Source organism: Parabacteroides sp. 20_3, from assembly GCF_964238835.1.
Classification (GTDB): Bacteria; Bacteroidota; Bacteroidia; order Bacteroidales; family Tannerellaceae; genus Parabacteroides; species Parabacteroides distasonis.
The window spans coordinates 350,619-370,970 of the sequence record NZ_CAXSNO010000003.1; the positions used below are offsets into that span (position 1 = coordinate 350,619).

The 20,352-nt window shown below is 43.7% G+C and carries 15 protein-coding genes and 1 pseudogene; 15 read left to right on the forward strand and 1 reads right to left on the reverse strand.

Features of this window, described 5'->3' with window-relative positions; translation table 11 throughout:
* Positions 1–5: 5 nt before the first annotated feature.
* Complete coding sequence (locus ACESPU_RS08280) at positions 6–848, forward strand: endonuclease/exonuclease/phosphatase family protein (protein ID WP_005863544.1); 843 nt, start codon at positions 6–8, stop codon at positions 846–848.
* A gap of 37 nt (positions 849–885) precedes the next feature.
* Entirely contained in the window at positions 886–1,803 is a 918-nt protein-coding gene (locus ACESPU_RS08285) for an endonuclease/exonuclease/phosphatase family protein (protein ID WP_005863542.1), read from the forward strand.
* Between the two features lie 74 nt (positions 1,804–1,877).
* Here ACESPU_RS08285 and ACESPU_RS08290 read toward each other — a convergent pair whose 3' ends face one another.
* Positions 1,878–3,260: a hypothetical protein gene (locus ACESPU_RS08290; RefSeq protein WP_048926993.1), complete on the reverse strand. Its 1,383-nt coding sequence runs from the start codon at positions 3,258–3,260 to the stop codon at positions 1,878–1,880.
* A gap of 437 nt (positions 3,261–3,697) precedes the next feature.
* Here ACESPU_RS08290 and ACESPU_RS08295 point away from each other — a divergent pair, with 437 nt between their 5' ends.
* The 13 genes and pseudogenes from ACESPU_RS08295 to ACESPU_RS08355 all read left to right on the forward strand — a co-directional run bounded on the left by ACESPU_RS08295 (position 3,698) and on the right by ACESPU_RS08355 (position 20,137).
* A complete protein-coding gene (locus tag ACESPU_RS08295) occupies positions 3,698–4,240 on the forward strand; it encodes an RNA polymerase sigma factor (protein ID WP_122145659.1) in 543 nt (180 codons plus the stop codon).
* 75 nt (positions 4,241–4,315) lie between these two features.
* Complete coding sequence (locus tag ACESPU_RS08300) at positions 4,316–5,299, forward strand: FecR family protein (protein WP_250788751.1); 984 nt, start codon at positions 4,316–4,318, stop codon at positions 5,297–5,299.
* Positions 5,300–5,441: 142 nt separating this feature from the next.
* Positions 5,442–8,882, forward strand: a complete 3,441-nt coding sequence (locus ACESPU_RS08305; RefSeq protein ID WP_057326787.1) for a TonB-dependent receptor — start codon at positions 5,442–5,444, stop codon at positions 8,880–8,882.
* 18 nt (positions 8,883–8,900) lie between these two features.
* Positions 8,901–10,565 carry a RagB/SusD family nutrient uptake outer membrane protein gene (locus ACESPU_RS08310; protein WP_008773092.1) on the forward strand — a complete coding sequence of 555 codons (1,665 nt, stop codon included), beginning with the start codon at positions 8,901–8,903 and terminating at the stop codon, positions 10,563–10,565.
* Between the two features lie 138 nt (positions 10,566–10,703).
* Complete coding sequence (locus ACESPU_RS08315; protein ID WP_373133258.1) at positions 10,704–12,386, forward strand: hypothetical protein; 1,683 nt, start codon at positions 10,704–10,706, stop codon at positions 12,384–12,386.
* The gene (locus tag ACESPU_RS08320; protein WP_057326789.1) at positions 12,373–13,806 is read left to right on the forward strand and encodes a DUF3863 domain-containing protein; all 1,434 of its coding nucleotides are present in this window, start codon (positions 12,373–12,375) and stop codon (positions 13,804–13,806) included. The genes ACESPU_RS08315 and ACESPU_RS08320 overlap by 14 nt, the downstream gene beginning before the upstream one ends.
* 7 nt (positions 13,807–13,813) lie before the next feature.
* Positions 13,814–15,052 (forward strand): glycoside hydrolase family 2 protein, encoded by a 1,239-nt coding sequence (locus ACESPU_RS08325; RefSeq protein WP_373133259.1) that lies wholly within the window; start codon positions 13,814–13,816, stop codon positions 15,050–15,052.
* Positions 15,049–15,522, forward strand: coding sequence for a hypothetical protein (locus tag ACESPU_RS08330; protein WP_373133260.1), 474 nt, complete (start codon positions 15,049–15,051; stop codon positions 15,520–15,522). The genes ACESPU_RS08325 and ACESPU_RS08330 overlap by 4 nt, the downstream gene beginning before the upstream one ends.
* Before the next feature lie 99 nt (positions 15,523–15,621).
* On the forward strand, positions 15,622–16,767 hold the full coding sequence (locus tag ACESPU_RS08335) for a glycerate kinase (protein WP_373133261.1): 1,146 nt from the start codon (positions 15,622–15,624) through the stop codon (positions 16,765–16,767).
* Between the two features lie 12 nt (positions 16,768–16,779).
* On the forward strand, positions 16,780–18,027 hold the full coding sequence (locus ACESPU_RS08340; protein WP_373133295.1) for a GntP family permease: 1,248 nt from the start codon (positions 16,780–16,782) through the stop codon (positions 18,025–18,027).
* Between the two features lie 3 nt (positions 18,028–18,030).
* A pseudogene (locus tag ACESPU_RS08345) lies at positions 18,031–18,216 on the forward strand (DUF418 domain-containing protein); the annotation flags it as partial.
* Positions 18,217–18,542: 326 nt separating this feature from the next.
* Positions 18,543–19,133 (forward strand): RNA polymerase sigma-70 factor, encoded by a 591-nt coding sequence (locus tag ACESPU_RS08350; RefSeq protein ID WP_057317269.1) that lies wholly within the window; start codon positions 18,543–18,545, stop codon positions 19,131–19,133.
* Between the two features lie 80 nt (positions 19,134–19,213).
* On the forward strand, positions 19,214–20,137 hold the full coding sequence (locus ACESPU_RS08355; RefSeq protein WP_122378912.1) for a FecR family protein: 924 nt from the start codon (positions 19,214–19,216) through the stop codon (positions 20,135–20,137).
* Positions 20,138–20,352 lie beyond the last annotated feature (215 nt).

Genomic DNA, 20,352 nt, shown 5'->3' on the forward strand with positions numbered 1-20,352 from the left:
GTATCATGAGAAACTTAATTATAGTGTTTATCTCTTTATTTACTTTCTGCATAGGGATATCCGGACAACAGAAGTGTAAACTGAACGTGGGTAGTTTTAATCTGCGGTATGATAATGAGGGGGATAAGGATGATTCATGGGCACACCGCAAAGACATGGCGGTATCTTTGGTTCATTTCCATGACTTTGATGTCTTTGGAATCCAGGAAGGACTGATTCACCAAGTGAAGGATTTGGTGAAAGATGGTACGTATACGTTTGTTGGTGTAGGTCGGGATGACGGAAAAGAGGCAGGGGAACATGCCGCGGTCTTATTTAAGAAAGATCGGTTTAAATTATTGGACTCGGGAAATTACTGGTTGTCGGAGACACAGGATAAGCCTTCTTTTGGCTGGGATGCGCAATGCCGGAGGGTTTGTTCTTGGGCGAAGTTGAAGGATAAGGTTTCGGGAAAGGAATTTTATTTCTTTAGTGTGCATTTCGATCATATCGGTAAAGTGGCCCGTCATGAGTCTGCTTTGATTATGTTGGCTAATATTAAAAAGATAGCGGGGGATTCCCCTGCTATCTGTGTAGGTGATTTCAATGGTACGCCGGATTCTGAGCCTATACAAATATTGAAATCCGATGGTTTACTGTTGGATTCACGGGAAATCTCAAAAACACCACCCTATGGAACGGTAGGAACGACAAATCAATTTAATTTGAATGCTCCGATGAAGAATCGAATTGACTACATTTTCGTTACCAAGAATATTCACGTGAATAAATATGGTACGTTGAATGAGTTCCAATACGGTCATTACCCTTCAGACCATTTCCCGATTATGATTGAGGCTGAATTTTGAGTTTAAGGATTAGGATGTTAAAAATAATTATAAAGGTATGAAGAAGCTAATTTATTCTTTCTTATTTCTCCTTTGCTCCGTGTTTGCGTTGCAGGCGGAGTCTATGGTAGTTGCCACTTATAATTTGCGTAACGCGAATGCGGGTGACTCGACGAATGGTAATGGCTGGGGGCAACGGTATCCGTATATCGCCCAGTTGATTCAGTTTCACGGTTTTGATATTTTCGGAACTCAAGAAGGCAAGTACCAGCAATTGCAAGACCTTAAAAATGCGATGCCCGGTTATGATTATATCGGGGTAGGGCGTGATGATGGTAAACAAGCCGGGGAACACTCTGCCATATTTTATCGTAAGGAGAAGTTTGAGGTACTGGATCATGGGGACTTTTGGTTGTCTACGATAACCGATCGCCCCAATAAGGGATGGGATGCCGTTCTTCCCCGTATTTGCACATGGGGTAAATTTCGGGATAAACAAACCGGCTTTACTTTCTTGTTCTTTAACTTACATATGGATCATATTGGCGTACAGGCCCGTGCGGAAAGCGCGAAACTTATCCTTAAGAAGTTGAAAGAATTTCCGGAGAAGCTACCGGCGATTCTGACAGGTGATTTTAATGTGGATCAACATAATGAATCCTACTTATTACTGGACAATTCCGGTATTATGCGGGATTCTTATCAGATAGCGGATTTCCGGTATGTACCCAACGGCACGTTTAATGCCTTCCATGCGGATCGCAAAACAGACAGTCGTATCGATCATTTATTCCTTACGAAAGAGTTTGATGTGAAAAAGTACGGAGTCTTGACGGATACGTATCGTTCGGAAGCAAAAGAAAGCGCTCAAAAGGAACAGGATGCGAACTTCCCTAAAGAAGTTTCCATGCAGAAGTATGTCGCTCGTACGCCATCTGATCATTTTCCTGTAATGGTTGTGGTAGAAGTAGAATAGAAAAACTTTAAGAAAAATAGAGGCGATCGCTAGAGGTCGCCTCCTATTCTGTAGAAATATTATAGAGGTTCTATTTACTCATTCTTTTTATAATAATTACCCATAAAAGAATTAATTGTATCAGAATAACAATTACCTGTTTCTTTGGATGTATGGGGTCTTGTTGGATCGATTCCTCCCTTAAACTGATCGAAATAAGTATATCTTATTTTCGTATAATCCGTAAATGCTTGTTCGGGAGAGGTATTAAAATGTCCATGCATAAAAAATTCCCAAGTATCGTCTACACCCGCATAATTCTTTTTGGCAAACCCTTCTATCGTTATATAATCCGAATTGTCTTGGGAGATAATGGTAGCGTAATGATGAGCGGTACTATCTTTCACTGTAAAATTCAACATGCTAGATTTACTTTGACTTTCGTATCGGCCAAACAGAGAGGCAACCATATCGCACCCTCTGGGCATTTTAACCTCTTCAGAGTGGGTTTGTTCGTAAAGAAATGCCTCTCTGGTACATAGACCTAAGGTATCAATTGAGATACGACTCTTTATTTGTCGTAATTTCGATATAAGGGAATCTATATTATTTACAATCGGACCATACATCTCGTGGACATCATCCCTTTCACTATTATTATCAAAGACGGTAGGTATATAGGAAGAGGGCGACAAGGCTACTTCCAGATCAGACTTCAATGTGGTTAAATTTTCGATCAAGGTATCATAACTTCCAGTTACAGGCTTTTTACCTCTTTCTGGGTAGAGCCAAGAGGAAAGTTTAATGTGAATTTCTTTATACATTTCATAGACAGAAGTAAATTGACTCTGTTCGACCGGCCATTTAAATTGCAACTGAACAAAGAACTTCCTTAAATTCTCACTGCTTTTTCTTATCTCGTTCACCTCTTGATAGAGCGAATTAAATTCTTCATTATATCCACCTGTAACATCATTAAGATTTGAAAAACTTGAAATTAACTTTTTACTCGAAAAATCATGTTCCTTTTTCCATTTCGGTTCTACCCGGATATACTCTTTTGTACGGTATGTTGAATTGAGTCTTGTAAATTGTCTTTTTTCCTTTGGCACAAACTCAATCATAGCACCTTCCTTTTGCATAATAGTATTAAAATCTAATACATACAATTCGTGATTTGGATATTCCAAGCCGCAAATAGCTTGGCCAGAATTGGAAATATTATAAATTTTCCCACCTTCCGTGAAGGTAGCATATCGTTGAATGGGTACAAAATTATTGACTGATGGTATTTTTAGCTCGTCTTTTATTTTAGTTCCTGGACTGTTATTATTTATTTGACATTGAATAGCCTTCCTCTCAAGCAACTTATCATGAGAAGACTGTAATATTTCACACAAAGATGCTTGCTTGGAATTACCAACATGACCAACAAGGGTATGCGGTGTTCTCTGTTTTCTTTCAGCATATGTTTTCATGACAACTTAGATTTTAAACTATTCGTAGATAAAATCGGAGATTGCGTTCTGTTTTTTCCAAAAATAATAATTTTGCAGGAAAATAAATATTAAAATAACCAATCGAATAATAATTTTTCTACATTTGCGTTACAGGAGATTTGAGGAAAGACACGATTGATCCCTTGTAAAATATATTTCTGAGATCTATTACAACTGAGTCTCGGCAAGACTATGGTTTTGTTGATAAACCGTAAATCACTCAACCATATATATTTATAATCTATTCCTCCTTTTTATGAAATCTCAGATCTATCAACTAAGCATCTTTTTAAACCTCGATTACAAACTGATTCTGTTCGCTTTATATCTTCGTTCTTCTTTTTGTTAGCCATAGTCTTGCCGAAACTCATTTACCTGTAAAGACGATTGCGAATATTCATGATAATAAAGATTGTATGCAGGAAATTCATGCCGATAAGGTTTTAATGATAGCGATCGGAAATAATGATTATATCAGTTATAATAAACTGTTTGATCGTTATTACGGGCGTCTTTGTCAGTATGTGTATAGTCTATTGATGGATAGAAATGATGCGGAAGATGTTGTTCAAGAGCTTTTCTTGAATTTATGGAAAAATAGGGGGAGAATAGAAATAAAGGAAAATGTATCAGGATATTTATATCGGATGGCTAAACATCTGGCCTTGAACTTTATCCGATCAAAGGTGCAGACGGGAAGTTTATCAGAGAATCAAGACTTATTACTTCTATCCTATGAGGATAATCAACTGGAAACAGAAGAGTTTAGGATCGCTCTTTATGATTGTATAGACCATTTGCCGGATCGGAGCAGAGAAGTGTTACTTCTTCACAGGGTAAAAGGATTGAAGCAGAAAGAAATATCGGAGAAACTATCTATATCCGTGAAAACAATTAAAAATCAAATATGGATGTCTTTACAGAAGTTGAAGGAATGTCTGGAGATGAAGGAGGTATAAAATAATGAGAAAATTTTCAAGGTTCGTATAGGACCTTTTTTTATTTGTGGTGTCATTTAAATAAAGACTAGACTCATGGAGAAGAAAAAGCAAATAGGAGAACACATCGTTGACCATTTATCGGAGAGGATGAATGAAGAGATCGTGGATCCGGTTCTGGATGAATGGTTGGCTGAGGATGAGTCTAATCAAGAGGATTTTAAACGGTATAAAGAGATCTGGAAAGAAACAGGCTCTTATCTGGAGCAAGAAACTTTTAATGCTCAATACGCATGGGATAAGATCGATCGTATCAATAAGGAGAGAGATAATAAGCGGAAACGCTTGGTGAATATCGGATATATCATTTCAGGAGTGGCGGCTACTTTATTGCTTGTCCTCGGGTTTTCGAAAATGGGAGTATTTGATAAACAGCCGGAAATGCTGGTTCGAATGACCGCTGATTACGGAAGCCGATCGGAGGTGGTCTTGCCGGATGGTTCCGTTGTTAAGCTGAATTCTGGATCTGATATTACGTATTCCTATAACGCAAAGGAGAATATCAGGGAAGTGAATTTCCAAGGAGAGGGCTTCTTCGATGTCTCGAAGAACAAGATACCGTTCGTGATCAAGATGAGCAATGGATTACGCTTAAAGGTACATGGAACTTCTTTTAATTTGCAAGCGTATACGGATGAAAAAACAGTTGAAGCCTCGTTGGTGGAAGGTTGTATCGAGTTGGATCATGGGAATGATAAGTTGTTAATGAACGCCGGTGACATGGCGATTTTCGATAAGCAAACCAACAAGATGAGACCGACATCGGGTGTGTTATCTCATTCGTACAGCTGGCTGGAGGATAAACTCTATATGGATCATATGTCGTTGGCTTCCGTCTGCAAATATCTGGAGAGGAGGTACGATGTAACCATCCATCTTCAAAAGGATTTGGGGAATAGTATACATTACGATGGAGTCATACAGGAGGAAACCATAACGGATATATTGGGCGTACTATCCCGATTGAGTGATATAAGTTATAACGTGAAAGGAAAAAATATAAGTATAACCTCTAAATAAAGTCTGCCTATGAAGTAAAGAACAGGAATCGCATGAATACACATGAAAAACGGGAAATGCTGGAACATTCCCCGTCATCTTTTTGATCATTAAAATTAGTGCTCGTAACACTAGTGTTAACAAACAATCGAATTACAAATATATGAATTTTTGGAATATAGCAAGGCCGGAAGAGTCTCCGGTCCTTAAAAAAACTTTGTCTATTATGAGATTGACGACATTATTCTCTATCGCATGTTCACTTCAGATCTCGGCCTCTGTCTATTCGCAAGAGACAAAGTTGTCTTTGGACGTTAATAACCAGACAATAAAGGAGGTTCTTTTCAAGATAGAGAAACAGTCTGGCTTCCGTTTTATCTACGAGAGCGAGAAGGTTAACCTGAATAAGAAAGTATCTGTACATGTGAAAGAGCAGACGGTGGAAACCATTTTAAAGCGTCTTTTCGCAGGGGAAGGCGTAAAGTATGAGATTACGGAGAATAATTTCATCTTGATTAATCCCTCTACAAAAAACGAGAAAGCCGCCCCTTCCTCACAAGCCGTTTTGCAAAAGAAGAATTTAGTGCAAGGTGTAGTGACCGACGAGAATGGAGAACCTATTATTGGCGCGAACGTAGTTGAGAAAGGTACTACCAACGGAACGGTTACGGACCTTGATGGAAAATTTACGATGGAGGTATCGGAAAACGGTGTCCTTCAAATCTCTTACATCGGATATGCCATGACGGAATTGCGTCCCGGCAAGGAAGCGAATTTGAACGTGAAGTTACGGGAAGATGCTTTGCAAATGGATGAGGTTGTAGTTGTCGGTTATGGTACGGTAAAAAGAGCGAACTTGGGTGGTGCCGTATCTACGGCCGACGCGAAAGCGTTTGAATCTCGTCCGATTCAGAATGCGGCTCAGGCTTTGCAGGGAGAGGTACCCGGTTTGACGATTACACGTGCCGGAGGCGCTCCGGGTTCGGACATGACCATGAAGGTTCGTGATGTCTCTTCTATCAACGGTGGTACTCCCCTTGTTTTGATTGATGGAGCGGAGGGAAACATTAATATGATCAATCCTTCCGATATCGAGAATATTTCTGTATTGAAAGATGGTACGGCCGCTATTTACGGTGCTCGTGCCTCGGATGGTGTTATTCTGGTGACAACGAAAAGTGGTAAGCGCAATCAGAAGACATCTGTTGCTTTTGATGCATATTACTCTATTAAGACTCCTGCGTTGTTAAGGAAACCGGCGAATCTATTACAACATGCGGAGATGGCCTTGGAGATCACCGATGGATCATTCACTCCAGAATACACGAGAGATCAATTGGACCTGATCCGGCAGAATAGTGATCTGGTGTTGACTGATGCGGAATGGGGGCGTTGGACCGGTTATCCGCAATTCTTCAAGGATCAAGACTGGAATGATATGCTTATTGGCAATGGTAATATGCAGAATTACAATGTCAATATCTCCGGCGGTGGAGAGAGATACTCGTATATGTTGTCTTTAGGCCATCAGCGGGAGGAAGGTATCCCTAAATTTGGTGAGGATGTGAACAAGCGTTACTTCGTACGTGCTAAATCGAGCGTCGAGATCTTCAAGAACTTGACTTACGATCTTAATTTAGCTTATGAGGCAAGCAACAGGGACTATTCCTCGGGTTTGACGGAAGGACAGAATATATGGGAACTGATTTATAAGACTCGCTCTTGGACTCCGATGTACAATCCGTCGGGAACTTTCTATACATTCGAGGGTTTCGATAATCCGGCTCAAGTATTGGAAGACGGGGGTATGGTGAATAAGACTACAGGTAATATAACGGTCAACAACCAATTACGCTGGAAAGTGATCGACGGATTACAATTGGTGGGGCAAGCCGTGATCCGTAAGTATGATCAGGATGAGAACGTGACGAACAAGAAAATCACCAATTACGATTGGGATAATAACGAGGTCCGGGAGAAACGTACGCCGAATAGCGCAGAGCGTCGTTACCAGAAAACTTTATCCAAGAACTTCACGCTCTATGCTGATTATAAAAAGAACTTCAATGACCGGCATGATTTAAGCGTGATGGTCGGTACTTCCCATGAGTCTGAGAACTATGATAGGTTCACGGCGAAGCGTATTAACTTCGACCAACAAGAAAATATGTCTTTGCAATTGGGTAGCGCCCAAGATCAAAACGCTTGGAGCGAGGGAAATCAGTGGACGATTAATTCTTTCTTCTCAAGAGTGAATTATACGTTTGCCAATAAATATGTCATCGAAGGAACGATCCGTGCGGATGGTAGTTCCCGTTTTGATCCGGATCACCGTTGGGGATGGTTCCCGGGTGTAAACGCGGCTTGGCGTGTCGGGGAAGAAGGCTTCATGAAAAGATTGGGTTGGTTCGAGGACTTGAAGGTAAGGGCTTCTTACGGAGAGATGGGTAATCAGTCCGGTATCGGATTGTATGATTATATTCAATTGATCTCTTTATCGAACGATTATTATCCTTTCGGGACTGGCGTGAAAGGACAAATGGCTACGTCTGGAAATATTATTTCTACCTCTCGTACATGGGAGACGATCCAGACAACCAATGTGGGATTTGATTTCTCGACGCTCAATAACCGTTTATATGGATCGTTCGACTACTTCTGGAAAGAGAATAAAAACATGCTTATCCCGAAGACCTATCCTTCTATGTTAGGTGCGGACGCTCCGAGCACGAACAGCGGCCATTTAAGTATTCATGGATGGGAAATCTCTCTAGGCTGGAGGGATCAGATCAAGGATTTCAGCTACTCGGTTCGCTTTAATATCAGTGACGCGAAAAACAAGGTCGTGGATCGGGTTGGAAGTAACCTGATCAAATTAGGTAATAACGAGACTCCGACCGGATATCCGTTGAATTCCTATTTCGGATATGAATTTGATGGAATCATCCAGAATGAGCAAGAATTGGAGGCGTATAAATCTCGTTTCTCGGAAGGGGGTATCCCGGGTGACTTGAGCGTAGGTGACGCTATGTACAAGGACTTGGATGGAGACGGGAAGCTATCCGTATTAGGTGATGGTAAAGAAGGCTCCGGTGACGTGAAATACTTGGGCGACAAGAACCCGCGTTATAATTTCGGCTTTAACCTGAGTATGGCTTGGAAGGGATTCGATTTGAGTGCTTTCATACAAGGAGTCGGCCGTAGGACGATGTTCTTGGAAGGGGAGAGTCGGTGCCCGATGCCAGAGGCATGGTATCAATCCGCCGAGTATTGGTATGGAAAGACTTGGACCCCGGAAAGAACGGACGCCCAGTATCCGGCGATCACGTTGAAGGATAAACGAAACTACAATTATTATGTATCTACGAACACGAAGTTTAACGTTGCGTATGCTCGTTTGAAAAACTTGCAGTTCGGTTATACGATCCCGCAGACTTTGACCTCGAAGGCCGGTTTGCAGAAGGTGCGGGTGTATTTTTCCGGCGAGGATTTATTTGAGGTACATAACACGCCAAATGGTTGGGACCCGGAGGAGAACAGCGGTAGCATTACTTCCTATCCGTTTACCCGTAATTATTCATTTGGTATAAATGTCGTATTTTAAAAATTAAAGCGAAAAGTCATGAAAAACTATCGGATAATATTGGGAAGCTTTATTGTTTCCGCTTTGTTCTTGTCAAGTTGCCAAGATATAGACCTGTTGCCAAAAGATAATATGCCGGACGAGCTATTCTGGAAAACCCCGGATGATTTCGAGAAAGAGGTCAATTGGCTCTACACACGTACCGAGACATTCGGCACGAAGGATACGGATAGCGATATCGCCTATGAGTTGAACGAGAATACGACGAGCAACGGTACGTTGATCGCCCCGAATACGGATGCCCTATGGGACTCTACTTTCATAGACCTGCGTCAGAGCAATATGATTATCGAGAAGAGCCAGACGTACGAGGGCGATCCCTCGGAGATCGAGCGGTATGTGGCTGAGGCCCGTTTCTTCCGTGCTTACTCGCATTTTCGGTTGATGGCGAAATACAACGATATTCCTATCTTGACGAAGGTGCTTACCGTAGATTCCCCGGAGTTGTATGGTTCTAGGAATAAGCAACAGGAGGTGGAAGACTTCATCTTGTCGGAACTCAACGAGGTGTATGCTAAACTACCCTTGCAAAGTGAGTTAAGCTCGGATGAGGCGGGACGTGTAACCCAAGGCGCTGCCTTGGCGTTGAAAGCGAGGGTTGCCTTGTTTGCCGGGACGTGGGCGAAGTATCACCAGCACCGTTCGGACTATCAGCAGTTGTTGCAACAAGCGATCGATGCCGCTGCAAAAGTGATCGATAGTGGTGAGTATGCTTTATATGAAGGCTCTGGTGAGGAGAGCTACCGCTACTTGTTTATCAATGCGGGCGATAATTCAAAAGAAGGTATCTTCGACAGTCGGTACGAGACGGATATCCGCCACCATAGCGACGCGTGCCCTGTATATTGGGGATGGCGAGGGACGCCTACCCGTAAGCTGGCAGATATGTATTTGTGTAAGAGTACGGGATTGCCAATTGAGAACGCTAATTCCGGATTTGAGGGATATGCCACGATCAAGAGCGAATACGAGAATCGTGACCCTCGTATGAAACAGACCTTCTTGATGCCCGGAACCGACTATATCAGTCCGCAAGACGGCGCCTTGACCTGCCCGCCGCAATTTACCATACGTCCCGAGACACGTACGGGTTATAAGTTGTGGAAATATATGGCGGAGACTTCCGTTCCTTCTGACAAGGATGTATATGATTATCACATCATCCGTTATCCGGAGGTATTGCTGATATTGGCTGAGGCCACTTACGAGAAAGACGGGGCGATCAGCGATGACATCTTGAACAAGACGATCAATGTGATTCGTTCCCGGAAAGGCGTGGAGATGCCTCCTTTGACCAACGCTTTCGTGAAGAGCAATGGGTTGGATATGCGGACGGAGATCCGTCGGGAACGTACGATCGAGTTAGCGTTCGAAGGCTTCCGCAGGGATGATTTGAGACGTTGGAAGACGGCTGAGACGGAATTGATAGGTGCCATAAAAGGTATTAAGCTGAAAGGTTCGGAATACGAGAACTTGGATGTCTTGAACGAGGGAAATCCCGGTTTGACAGACGAAAATGGTTTCTTGATTGTGGAACCGGCGGAGAATCGTAACTTTGTGACCCCGAAGCATTACTATTATTCCCTTCCGTTGGATGAGTTGTATCTGAACCCGAACTTGGCTCCGAACAACCCGGGGTGGTAGGGTAATGCCTTATATTCCGGTAAAAATGGCTTTGCACCCTTGCGAAATGCTTTTTAGATCTCTAAAAATGATTTTACACCGGTGAAATGCCATTTCTAGAATATTTTATGAGAGTAAATGAATTTAAAATTGAATCGAATGTCATTCATAAAGAAGATAGGTCTTGTATGCTTTATCGTCTTCTGCTGTGCGGGATGCCGTAGCGCGGGAGAGAAACTGGTTGAGAGTGCGGCTGCTCCCCGTATTATCAACATCATCAATTTCATCCGCCAGACAGACTACCGGGTGGAGAACGCCGATAGCTTATTGTACGAGACGGTTTGTGAGCAAGTGAAATTGGTGAATAAATATGATTTACCGGCTACCTTTTTATTACAGTACGATGCGTTGATCAACCCATTGTACCAAGATCTGTTGAAAAGTAAACTCAATGCTCACTCCGAGATCGGTGCTTGGTGGGAACTTACGCAACCGCAGATCGAGGCCGCCGGGATCAAGTGGCGTGGCGAGCATTCTTGGGTCTCGCACGCGAATATCGCTTTCAGCACCGGATATACGAAAGAAGAACGGGAGCGACTGGTGGATGTCTATATGGCGAAGTTCAAGGAGATATTCGGCACGTACCCGAAATCGGTCGGTTCTTGGTTTATCGATGCGCATACCTTGGGGTATATGTACGATAAATATAAGATCGTGGCGTCGTGCAACTGCAAAGACCAAGTGGGGACGGATGGTTATACCCTATGGGGTGGTTACTGGAACCAAGCCTATTACCCAAGCCGGATAAACGCTTATATGCCGGCGCAGACCGAGGAGGGGCAAATCCCCGTTCCTATTTTCCGTATGCTGGGCAGTGATCCTATTTATCAGTATGATGATGGTCTGGGACAAGAGCGTCAAGGGGTGATCTCCTTGGAACCCGTGTATGAGAAGGCGGGCATGGATCGCCGCTGGGTGGATTATTTCTTGGAATCGATCGTGAACAAGCCTTGTCTGGCCTTCAATTATGCGCAAGCGGGACAGGAGAACTCTTTCACGTGGAGTAATATGAGCAAGGGACTGGAGATGCAGATCCCTATCTTGGACTCCTTGAGGAAGGAAAATAAGATCCGGGTGGAGACGCTGGGCGAATCCGGTGCGTGGTTCAAGGAATGCTTCAAGGTTACGCCGGCGACGGCTGTCACTACGTTGACGGATGTCCGTGGAGAAGGAAATAAGACGGTCTGGTTTAACAGCCGTTATTATCGGGCGAACTTATTGTGGGAGAAGGGAACGTTCCGCTTTAGGGATATCCATCTTTTCGACGAGAGCTATAAGTCGGCTTATCTGGAAAAGCCCGGAGACGGGAACCAGTTCCTATTCTATACGTTGCCCGTCGTGGACGGATTCATGTGGAGCGAGGGACTCGATCGTGCCGGGCTTCGGATCGTCCGATTAGACAAGGATGGAGATAAGGAGGAACTTACCTTGGACCATCCGGTAGTGACGGAGATAGGCAAGGATACCTTGGTAGTTTCCGCCGAAGACTCAAAAGGCCATGCTTTCAAGATCACGTTCTATGAGACCCGCTTCGAGGTAGTCGCTCTATCAAAGGAGGCGGACTTCTCATGGGCTTTAGAGCTAAAGGCTGCGGCAGGGAAGGAGCTACCTTTCACCGTTATAGAGGATAAGGCGGTCAACGCTAGCTTCGATGGTTTTAACTACGTGATCACTTGCGAAAAAGGCCATATAAGGAAACCTGAATCTGGTTCGGATTATGTCTTTAGGATGTTTCCGTCGGATCAGGAAATAGTAATAGATTGTACAAATGCGAGAAAGTAATATGAATATATCAGTTTGGAGAAAATGGGCGATCGTATGGATGGTCTCTGTGCTCAGTGGTTTTCAATTAAGGGCGGCGGATCCTGTGGTCGTCCCGGCGAATATGGAACCGCTGACGATAGAAGGAAATCGTTTTGTCACCTTATGTATCATGATACGTACGACGCCTTGGGAAGTCTCCCGGGATGTCAAGTTACATCCCCGCGATGAGGTGGATTGGCATACGCTTGAGGGAGTGCGGGCCTTGCGGGAGGCTTTCGCCACGAATAACCCGAACGGTCGTCTTACATGGGGATTCACGATGAATGCCTTGGAGGACGGACGGAAGAATTACCGGGAGATCCGTGATTATGTAGTGGAGTGCCAAAAGAAATATGGGGATGAGGTTACTTATTTCCCCGGTTATTTTCCTGCGATGTATCTACCCCGTGAGCGGGTAAACCGTGAGATGTCGGAGGCGATAGAGATCATTTCTAAAATGGTAGGAAATGGTTATCGTCCGCAGTCAATTATGGGAGGTTTCTTATCGGCCGATAATTTGAGATATTTGGCGGAGAAAGAGAACATCCATGTGGCGCACGCCGTGATCTGGAGCCAGCATAATATAGACGGTGGTGGTGCTGACGGTTCTCCTTCTTATCCTTTCTATCCCTCGACGGAACACTTCTGCAAGCCGGCGCAGGGAAAAAGCGATTTCATCGATTGCGTGAATCTGGATGGCTGGACGATGGACTTTATCTGTGCCCGCCGTAGCGGACAGACCGGACATGGTATCGATGGATACAACAGCCGTAGAGGTGTCGGCCCGATCGAGACGTACAAAGGTTGGGGGCTTGACTTGGGGCATCGTGAGGTGATGCACACGGAAGCGATTCACTTTGATAAAGGTCTTGAGTTGAATGGCTTTGGCTGGGTCGCCAATATCTGGGAGGCGCAGATGGTACATGAGTTCGGGAAGGATCTCATCTGTGATGCCATGAAGATGTGGGTAACGGGTACCAAGGAACGCTGGCCGGATACTCATTTCGTTACGTTCGGAGAATTTGGCGAACTTTGGAGAAAACAATATAAATCGAACGACGACTGGAACTATCGCTTCGTAGAACGTGGCTCTGGTTTGGGAGACTCTTATAATAATTTGGAGATAAAATGGTTTATGAATAAGGAATTCCGCTTGGCCTTATTACGTGATTGGCATACGAAAAATTCCCCGGCTTATGTCATCGACTTTACCCGCTATGATTTGCCGGCTCATGAACCTGCCGATCCGACCCCGACAAAACCGGCTAAGGATTGGAGCTTGATCAACAAAATCAACCAAAAAGGTCTCCGCCCGCAAGATAAGCCGGTCTTGATCGATAAGTTGGAGAAAGAAGATCAAGATTTGATTCGGAAATATTATCCGGAATTATTTAAATAGTTGGTTTATGAAAAAGATTACCGTTGTTTGTTTAGCTCTTTGCTCCTTTCTTTTTGGGGGAGATCTCTTCTCCGTAAAGGCGCAAATCCTAGAGAAGTTCACATTGCCTACCCCATGGACAGAGGAGGCATTGAAGGCTGAGATTCCTTTACCGGAATATCCGCGTCCGCAGATGGTGCGTTCGGAATGGTTGAATCTGAATGGTATATGGGATTATATGGGAGGAAAAGACCTGCTTGATCCTGTTACGGCAACCACCCCTCCAGTCTTTCCCGCGAAAGTAGAAAAGATACGTGTGCCGTATCCTCCTGAATCGGAATTATCCGGTATAGCTCGTGGGGGTGATACTTGCCTGTGGTATAGGCGTAGCTTCTCTGTTCCTCAAGCATGGAAGGGCAGGCATGTATTGTTGAATTTTGGGGCTGTAGATCGGATCTCGTCCGTGTTTGTCAACGGTAAGAAGGTGGGTACCCATACGGGAGGGTACGATGCTTTTAGTTTAAATATTACTGATTATTTGAAATCCGGTGAAAATGTCCTTGTGGTAGGTGCTTATGATCCTAACGACGGCCGGGCCGCTTCGGGCAAGAACGGCTCACGTGGAGATTATATTTTTACCTCCGGTATCTGGCAAACCGTTTGGCTTGAACCGGTAGAGAAACAATATATTTCTCAGATTAAGCTTGTTCCCGATTTAAAAAATAATCGGTTGGAAGTAATTGCTTATACGGAGGATAAGGAGTTAAAGGTAACGGCTATCGCGGATAATGGTACTTCAGAGGTGGCAAGAACCGAAGGAAATTCCAATATGAGTTTTTACTTGCCTATCCGGGAACCCCGTCTATGGAGTCCAGATGATCCTTTCTTGTATGGTTTGAAATTACAGTTGAAAGATCGAAAGGGTGAGATAATAGATGAGGTATCTTCTTATTTTGGTATGCGTTCTGTTAGTATGGGAAAGGTAGATGGTGTGCTTCGGCCTTTATTGAACGGGGAGTTTGTTTTCCATATCGGTCTTTTGGATCAGGGTTATTGGCCCGATGGCGCATTTACCGCTCCTACCGACAAGGCTTTGTTGTATGATATAGAACTGGCGAAACGTGCGGGTTTTAATGTAATACGCAAGCATATCAAAGTAGAGCCTCAACGTTGGTATTATCATTGTGACAGGCTTGGCCTAATGGTTTGGCAAGATATGCCGAACCTTTGGGAGCCTTTGAAGCGACAGACATCACAGCTTGGGTGAAAAAGTACGATCCGAATCGTTGGGTAAACGGTATGTCGGGATATAATTACGCTCCGGGCTATCGTAAGGCTTATGGAGATCCCGGAAATGGAGATTTCGTGGATATGCATCATTATGGCAAGATCGAGCCTAAGGCGATCCCCCGTCCCGATGATAAACGTGCTGCGTCCCTTGGCGAATTCGGAGGAAAAGGTCTATTTGTGCGTGGGCATATGTGGCCTGTACGCAATGACGCTTATGAGATGATGTTGAATAGAGAAATTTTGACCGATACCTATGTATTAATGCTTACCGAGCTAGAGCAGATGATAAACTATTTCGGACTAAGCACGGCCATCTATACGCAGACTACAGATGTGGAACATGAGATAAACGGCTTGGTCACTTATGACCGAAAGGTGGAAAAGATAGATATGGAGAAGGTTAAATACATTAATCAAGAGGTAATCGAATGTACACGGGCAAAATAAAGAATACCTAGTTAAGTTTATGGGAGTGTCCTCGGAAAAGGACACTCCTTTTTTATATATTTGGGCATCTTATTTTTCATGTTATAAAAAGGTTGGTAGATGAAAAAAATCGTTGTTGCTTCCGATTCATTTAAAGGCTCAGTATCTTCTATTGAAGTGGCTGAATGTGCCGAGTTGGCGATCCATAAGGTCTTTCCGAATTGCGAGGTCGTGAAAATCCCGGTTGGGGATGGGGGAGAAGGTACCGTGGAGACTTTGATTACGGCGATGGGTGGAGAAGCCGTATCTTGTGTCGTACATGATCCGTTGATGAGATCGGTCGAGGCCACTTATGGGATACTGGGAGATAATCGTACGGCGGTTATCGAGATGGCGACGGCGAGTGGTCTTACGTTAGTGCCTGTGTCGGAGCGTAATCCCTTGAGAACAACGACGTATGGAACCGGAGAGTTGATAAAAGACGCTATGGATCGTGGTTGCCGGGATTTCTTGATAGGAATAGGAGGAAGCGCAACGAATGACGGAGGAACCGGTATGTTGCAGGCCTTGGGTTTTCGTTTTCTTGATAGAAACGGGAATGAGCTGGGATTGGGTGGGCAGATCCTTAATCAGATTTATGAGATAGATTGCTCAAGGGCATTATCGCAATTGCGGGAAACTTCATTTACCATAGCCTGCGATGTGAATAACCCTTTTTATGGTGAGAAAGGGGCGGCGTATGTCTTTGCCCGCCAAAAGGGAGCGGACGACGCTATGGTCCGTTTGCTGGATGAGGGCTTGCGAAATTTTGCGGAAGTCATAAAAAGAACGGGACGAATAGAGATAGACGACATTCCGGGTGCGGGAGCCGCAGGTGGTTTAGGTGGAGGGTTTGTCGCTTTCCTAAAGGCTGAACTTAAACCCGGTATCCAGATGGTTCTGGATGCCTTGCGTTTTGATGAATGTATACGGGGGGCGGATCTAATTATTACGGGAGAAGGTAAACTGGATAAACAGACTTGTATGGGAAAGACCCCATGCGGAGTATTGCAGGCAGGCATGAGACAGGGTATCCCGGTTATCGTAATGGGTGGTTCCGTAGAGGAGGTAGAGGCGCTTAATAAATCCGGGTTTCTGGCGGTCTTGCCACTTCTTCCTTATCCGGTTTCCTTGGAGCAGGCGATGGATAAGGATTTCACCTGCCGGAATGTTGGGCGTGCCTTGGAACAACAATTGCGTGTAATCCATTACTATATGAATCACTAACACATGGGTATAATGAGTGCATGGGGAGCTTTTATCGGATTATTAGTGTCGATTTTCTTGATTATAAGAAAGGTATCGCCAGTCTATAGCCTTATTTTAGGGGCATTAGTAGGAGGATTATTAGGGGGTGTGTCGTTGCCGGAAACGGTCTCTTTAATGATCAGTGGAGTAAATGACGTAACTCCGGCCGTCATTCGAATTATAACGGCGGGAGTATTGTCGGGGATATTGGTGAAAACAGGTGCGGCGGCTTCTATCTCCAATACGATCATTTATAGATTGGGAGAACGGCATGTGTTTTTTGCGCTCGCTTTCGCTACGATGTTGCTGACGGCTATTGGAGTGTTTATTGATGTTGCTGTTATTACGGTGGCTCCGATTGCGTTGAGCATCGGCCGGAAACTGGCGGTTCCCCGGGGTAGCCTTTTGTTGATGATGATCGGTGGAGGCAAATGTGGCAATATCATTTCTCCAAATCCGAATACGATTATCGCCGCTGAGAATTTTCATGCGGATTTGTACTCTGTCATGTATGCGAACTTGATCCCGGCGTTGGTTGGCTTGTTGTTTACGGTATATGTCATAGGCCGTTTCTTACCCCGACAAAATGGATTTTATGCGAACGAGGAGATAGATAACCTGCAAGCGGATCTCCCCTCCTTCGCCTCTAGCATGGTCGCTCCGGTAGTGACGATCCTACTGCTGTCGTTTCGCCCTTTATTCCATGTGGCGATCGATCCGATGATAGCCTTGCCCGTTGGAGGAATCGTTGGTATTCTGGCGATGAGGAAATGGTCATTGATTACGGACAGCCTCTCGTATGGACTCAAGAAGATGTCGAATGTCTCGATCCTGTTGGTCGGGACAGGCACTATAGCGGGAGTGATCAAGGCTTCCTCTATCAAGGATGTTTTATTAGATGCGTTATCGCATACGAATATGGGAGAGCTTTTATTGGCTCCGGTTTCCGGCGTATTGATGTCTGCCGCTACAGCCTCTACTACAGCCGGAGCGACAGTTGCCTCTTCGTCATTCGCGGATATTATTATCGCCGCCGGTATCAGTGGTGTCTGGGGAGCCGCTATGATTAATTCCGGTGCTACCGTACTTGATCATTTGCCACATGGATCGTTCTTCCACGCTACCGGTGGGGTAGCGGATATAAGCATTCGTGAGCGGTTGAGGCTGATTCCTTATGAGACCGCAATCGGCGCTATTTTGGCCATTGGGACTATAATTGCTTATCTTACCGTGAATTAATTCTTTTCCAGTTTTGGCTTGGATTGGAGCCATTTGGGTGTTTTCTTGAGTGTATTGGTCTGCCTTGGATTTACGGCCATACAGATAGCCTTTAGCCAATATTGGCTGTCCGGCTTGCGCTACGGCCCGATGGAGTGGTTATGGCGGACCGGCACGTATATGAGATGGCAACCCATCCGTTTGGGTTAAGCTGGAAAGCATTGTTCTCAAGACAAATTCCGTACAATAAGACCACTGATGAGTCTGGTTTATAAAATGCTAAAAATCAGAGTCAAAAAAGCACGATGATCTTTCATCTAAAACACGTACGACTTTTTGAAAAAACATGTACGTGTTTTGCATGAAAGTCGTACGTGTTTGTCCCGAATCCTTCCACTGAAAACCAGAGCGCATATAAAAATCTACAAGAAGCTTCATTTAAACGGAGCGGTAAATGAAAAAGCTGTGGATGGAAGATCGTATAATTAGAAATAATATTTTTAATTTTCATTTTAAAATCTCATCTTTGCGATGAGATGGATGTTAAGGAACAGTCAATAGTACAGAAATTACGGAATGGCGACCAAGGTGCGTATCGATATTTATATGATCGTCATTATGTGGTACTATGTCAATTTGCGAATGAGTTGGTTGGCGATCCATTTCTAGCGGAGACTATAGTTGGTGATGTGATATTTCATCTGTGGGAAATCCGTGAGACATTGGATATAAATAGCTCTCTTCGTGCTTATCTAATGCGGGCTGTGCGGAACCGCTGTTATAACCATATCTCATCAGAAAAGGAAAAGAAGGAAGTCCGTTTCTCGAAGATTGAGTCTGAGACCTTGGGGTGGGACGCTATGATACAATCGGATGAACAGCCGCTAGGTATATTACTTGAACGGGAGTTAGAGAAGGAGATCATAAAATCAATCGATAGTTTAGGCGATGAATGTAAACGAGTTTTTAGGAAAAGCCGTTTTGAGCATAAGAAAAATGAGGAAATCGCTACAGAGCTAGGAATTTCTGTCAATACTGTTAAATACCACATAAAGATGGCTTTAACCCGCCTACATCAAGATCTGAGGAAGTATCTGATCTTGTTGATATCATTTTTCTCCTTGTGAGGATGAAAAAATTGATGTTTCTCACTACCCCTTGAGGAGAAATAACTGTCTTATATATAAAAGCTGGATATTTAATCTATATGGAAGAAAAGAAATCACATACGAAAAACGAGCGATCATTACCTGATCATGAAGAACAAGAACTTTGGTTCTCTGCTTTGGTTGCCGATGATTCCTGTGCCTATAATGTCGATAAGGCGTTCGATCGTTTTGTTTCTCGTACCCAGCAAAAACGCCGTACGGTTTTCAATATTCCTAAAATCGTTTATGGTGCGGCAGCGGTTATCCTATTATTGATCGCTTCTACGATTTCCTATTGGTGGGGTGAGCGGCAATTACAGAACCAGTTTGCGGATATCTTGGTGGAAGCTCCTTTAGGGGCCAAGACCAAGCTGATTTTACCGGATAGCACATTGGTCTGGTTAAACGCTGGCTCAAAGATCGTATATTCGCAAGGTTTTGGGGTGAAAGACCGCCATCTTCGACTGAATGGAGAGGCTTATTTTGAGGTGAGGAAAAATGAGAAGTTACCTTTTGATGTAATGACGAAAGAATTGAATGTAAAAGTATTGGGTACTAAATTCAACTTCCGGAATTATGACGAGGACGAAGAGGTAACCGTGAATCTGTTGGAAGGAAAAGTTCAGCTAGAGAATTATGTAAAGAAGATGGGAATTAATTACTTGTTTCCATCAGAGAAAGTTACCTTAAATAAACTTACTGGGGAAATGGTTATAAGCCGAGCCAAAGTAAAAAATGCTAAGGAGTGGACAAATGATGGACTTTTCTTTGATGAAATGCCTCTTGCTGATATCGTGAAAGAATTGAACCGTAGCTATGGTGTAAAGATTCAAATCGTGGATGAACAGTTAACTCATAATCGTTTTTATGCGTTGTTCAATAGGAAAGAACAGACTATATATAATGTACTGGATATTATAACTGCTACAAATCAAGTAAAGTATAAGGTGGAAGGAGACAATATTCTACTTTATGCGAAGTGATAAATAATTGTTTAACCTTAAAATTGTTTTGATATGGAGTATATGGAAGGAGATTAAAAAAGGAGTAACAGGATATAAAAGGAATCGGAGAATGGGCTAGATCCTCCGACTCGTAAATCCTCAAATTACATTATGCAAATGATCTGGATGAGGATTACAAATGTAATCAATCCTCTGAAAGGTCATCATCAATCACAAGTTAAATTACTAAAAAT

Coding starts and splice junctions, on each gene's coding strand:
- ACESPU_RS08350 (WP_057317269.1), top strand. CDS start 18,543: ATGGATGTTAAGGAACAGTCAATAGTACAGAAATTACGGAATGGCGAC.
- ACESPU_RS08300 (WP_250788751.1), top strand. CDS start 4,316: ATGGAGAAGAAAAAGCAAATAGGAGAACACATCGTTGACCATTTATCG.
- ACESPU_RS08290 (WP_048926993.1), bottom strand. CDS start 3,260: ATGAAAACATATGCTGAAAGAAAACAGAGAACACCGCATACCCTTGTT.
- ACESPU_RS08305 (WP_057326787.1), top strand. CDS start 5,442: ATGAATTTTTGGAATATAGCAAGGCCGGAAGAGTCTCCGGTCCTTAAA.
- ACESPU_RS08335 (WP_373133261.1), top strand. CDS start 15,622: ATGAAAAAAATCGTTGTTGCTTCCGATTCATTTAAAGGCTCAGTATCT.
- ACESPU_RS08295 (WP_122145659.1), top strand. CDS start 3,698: ATGCAGGAAATTCATGCCGATAAGGTTTTAATGATAGCGATCGGAAAT.
- ACESPU_RS08320 (WP_057326789.1), top strand. CDS start 12,373: ATGCGAGAAAGTAATATGAATATATCAGTTTGGAGAAAATGGGCGATC.
- ACESPU_RS08280 (WP_005863544.1), top strand. CDS start 6: ATGAGAAACTTAATTATAGTGTTTATCTCTTTATTTACTTTCTGCATA.
- ACESPU_RS08340 (WP_373133295.1), top strand. CDS start 16,780: ATGAGTGCATGGGGAGCTTTTATCGGATTATTAGTGTCGATTTTCTTG.
- ACESPU_RS08315 (WP_373133258.1), top strand. CDS start 10,704: ATGTCATTCATAAAGAAGATAGGTCTTGTATGCTTTATCGTCTTCTGC.
- ACESPU_RS08285 (WP_005863542.1), top strand. CDS start 886: ATGAAGAAGCTAATTTATTCTTTCTTATTTCTCCTTTGCTCCGTGTTT.
- ACESPU_RS08325 (WP_373133259.1), top strand. CDS start 13,814: ATGAAAAAGATTACCGTTGTTTGTTTAGCTCTTTGCTCCTTTCTTTTT.
- ACESPU_RS08355 (WP_122378912.1), top strand. CDS start 19,214: ATGGAAGAAAAGAAATCACATACGAAAAACGAGCGATCATTACCTGAT.
- ACESPU_RS08310 (WP_008773092.1), top strand. CDS start 8,901: ATGAAAAACTATCGGATAATATTGGGAAGCTTTATTGTTTCCGCTTTG.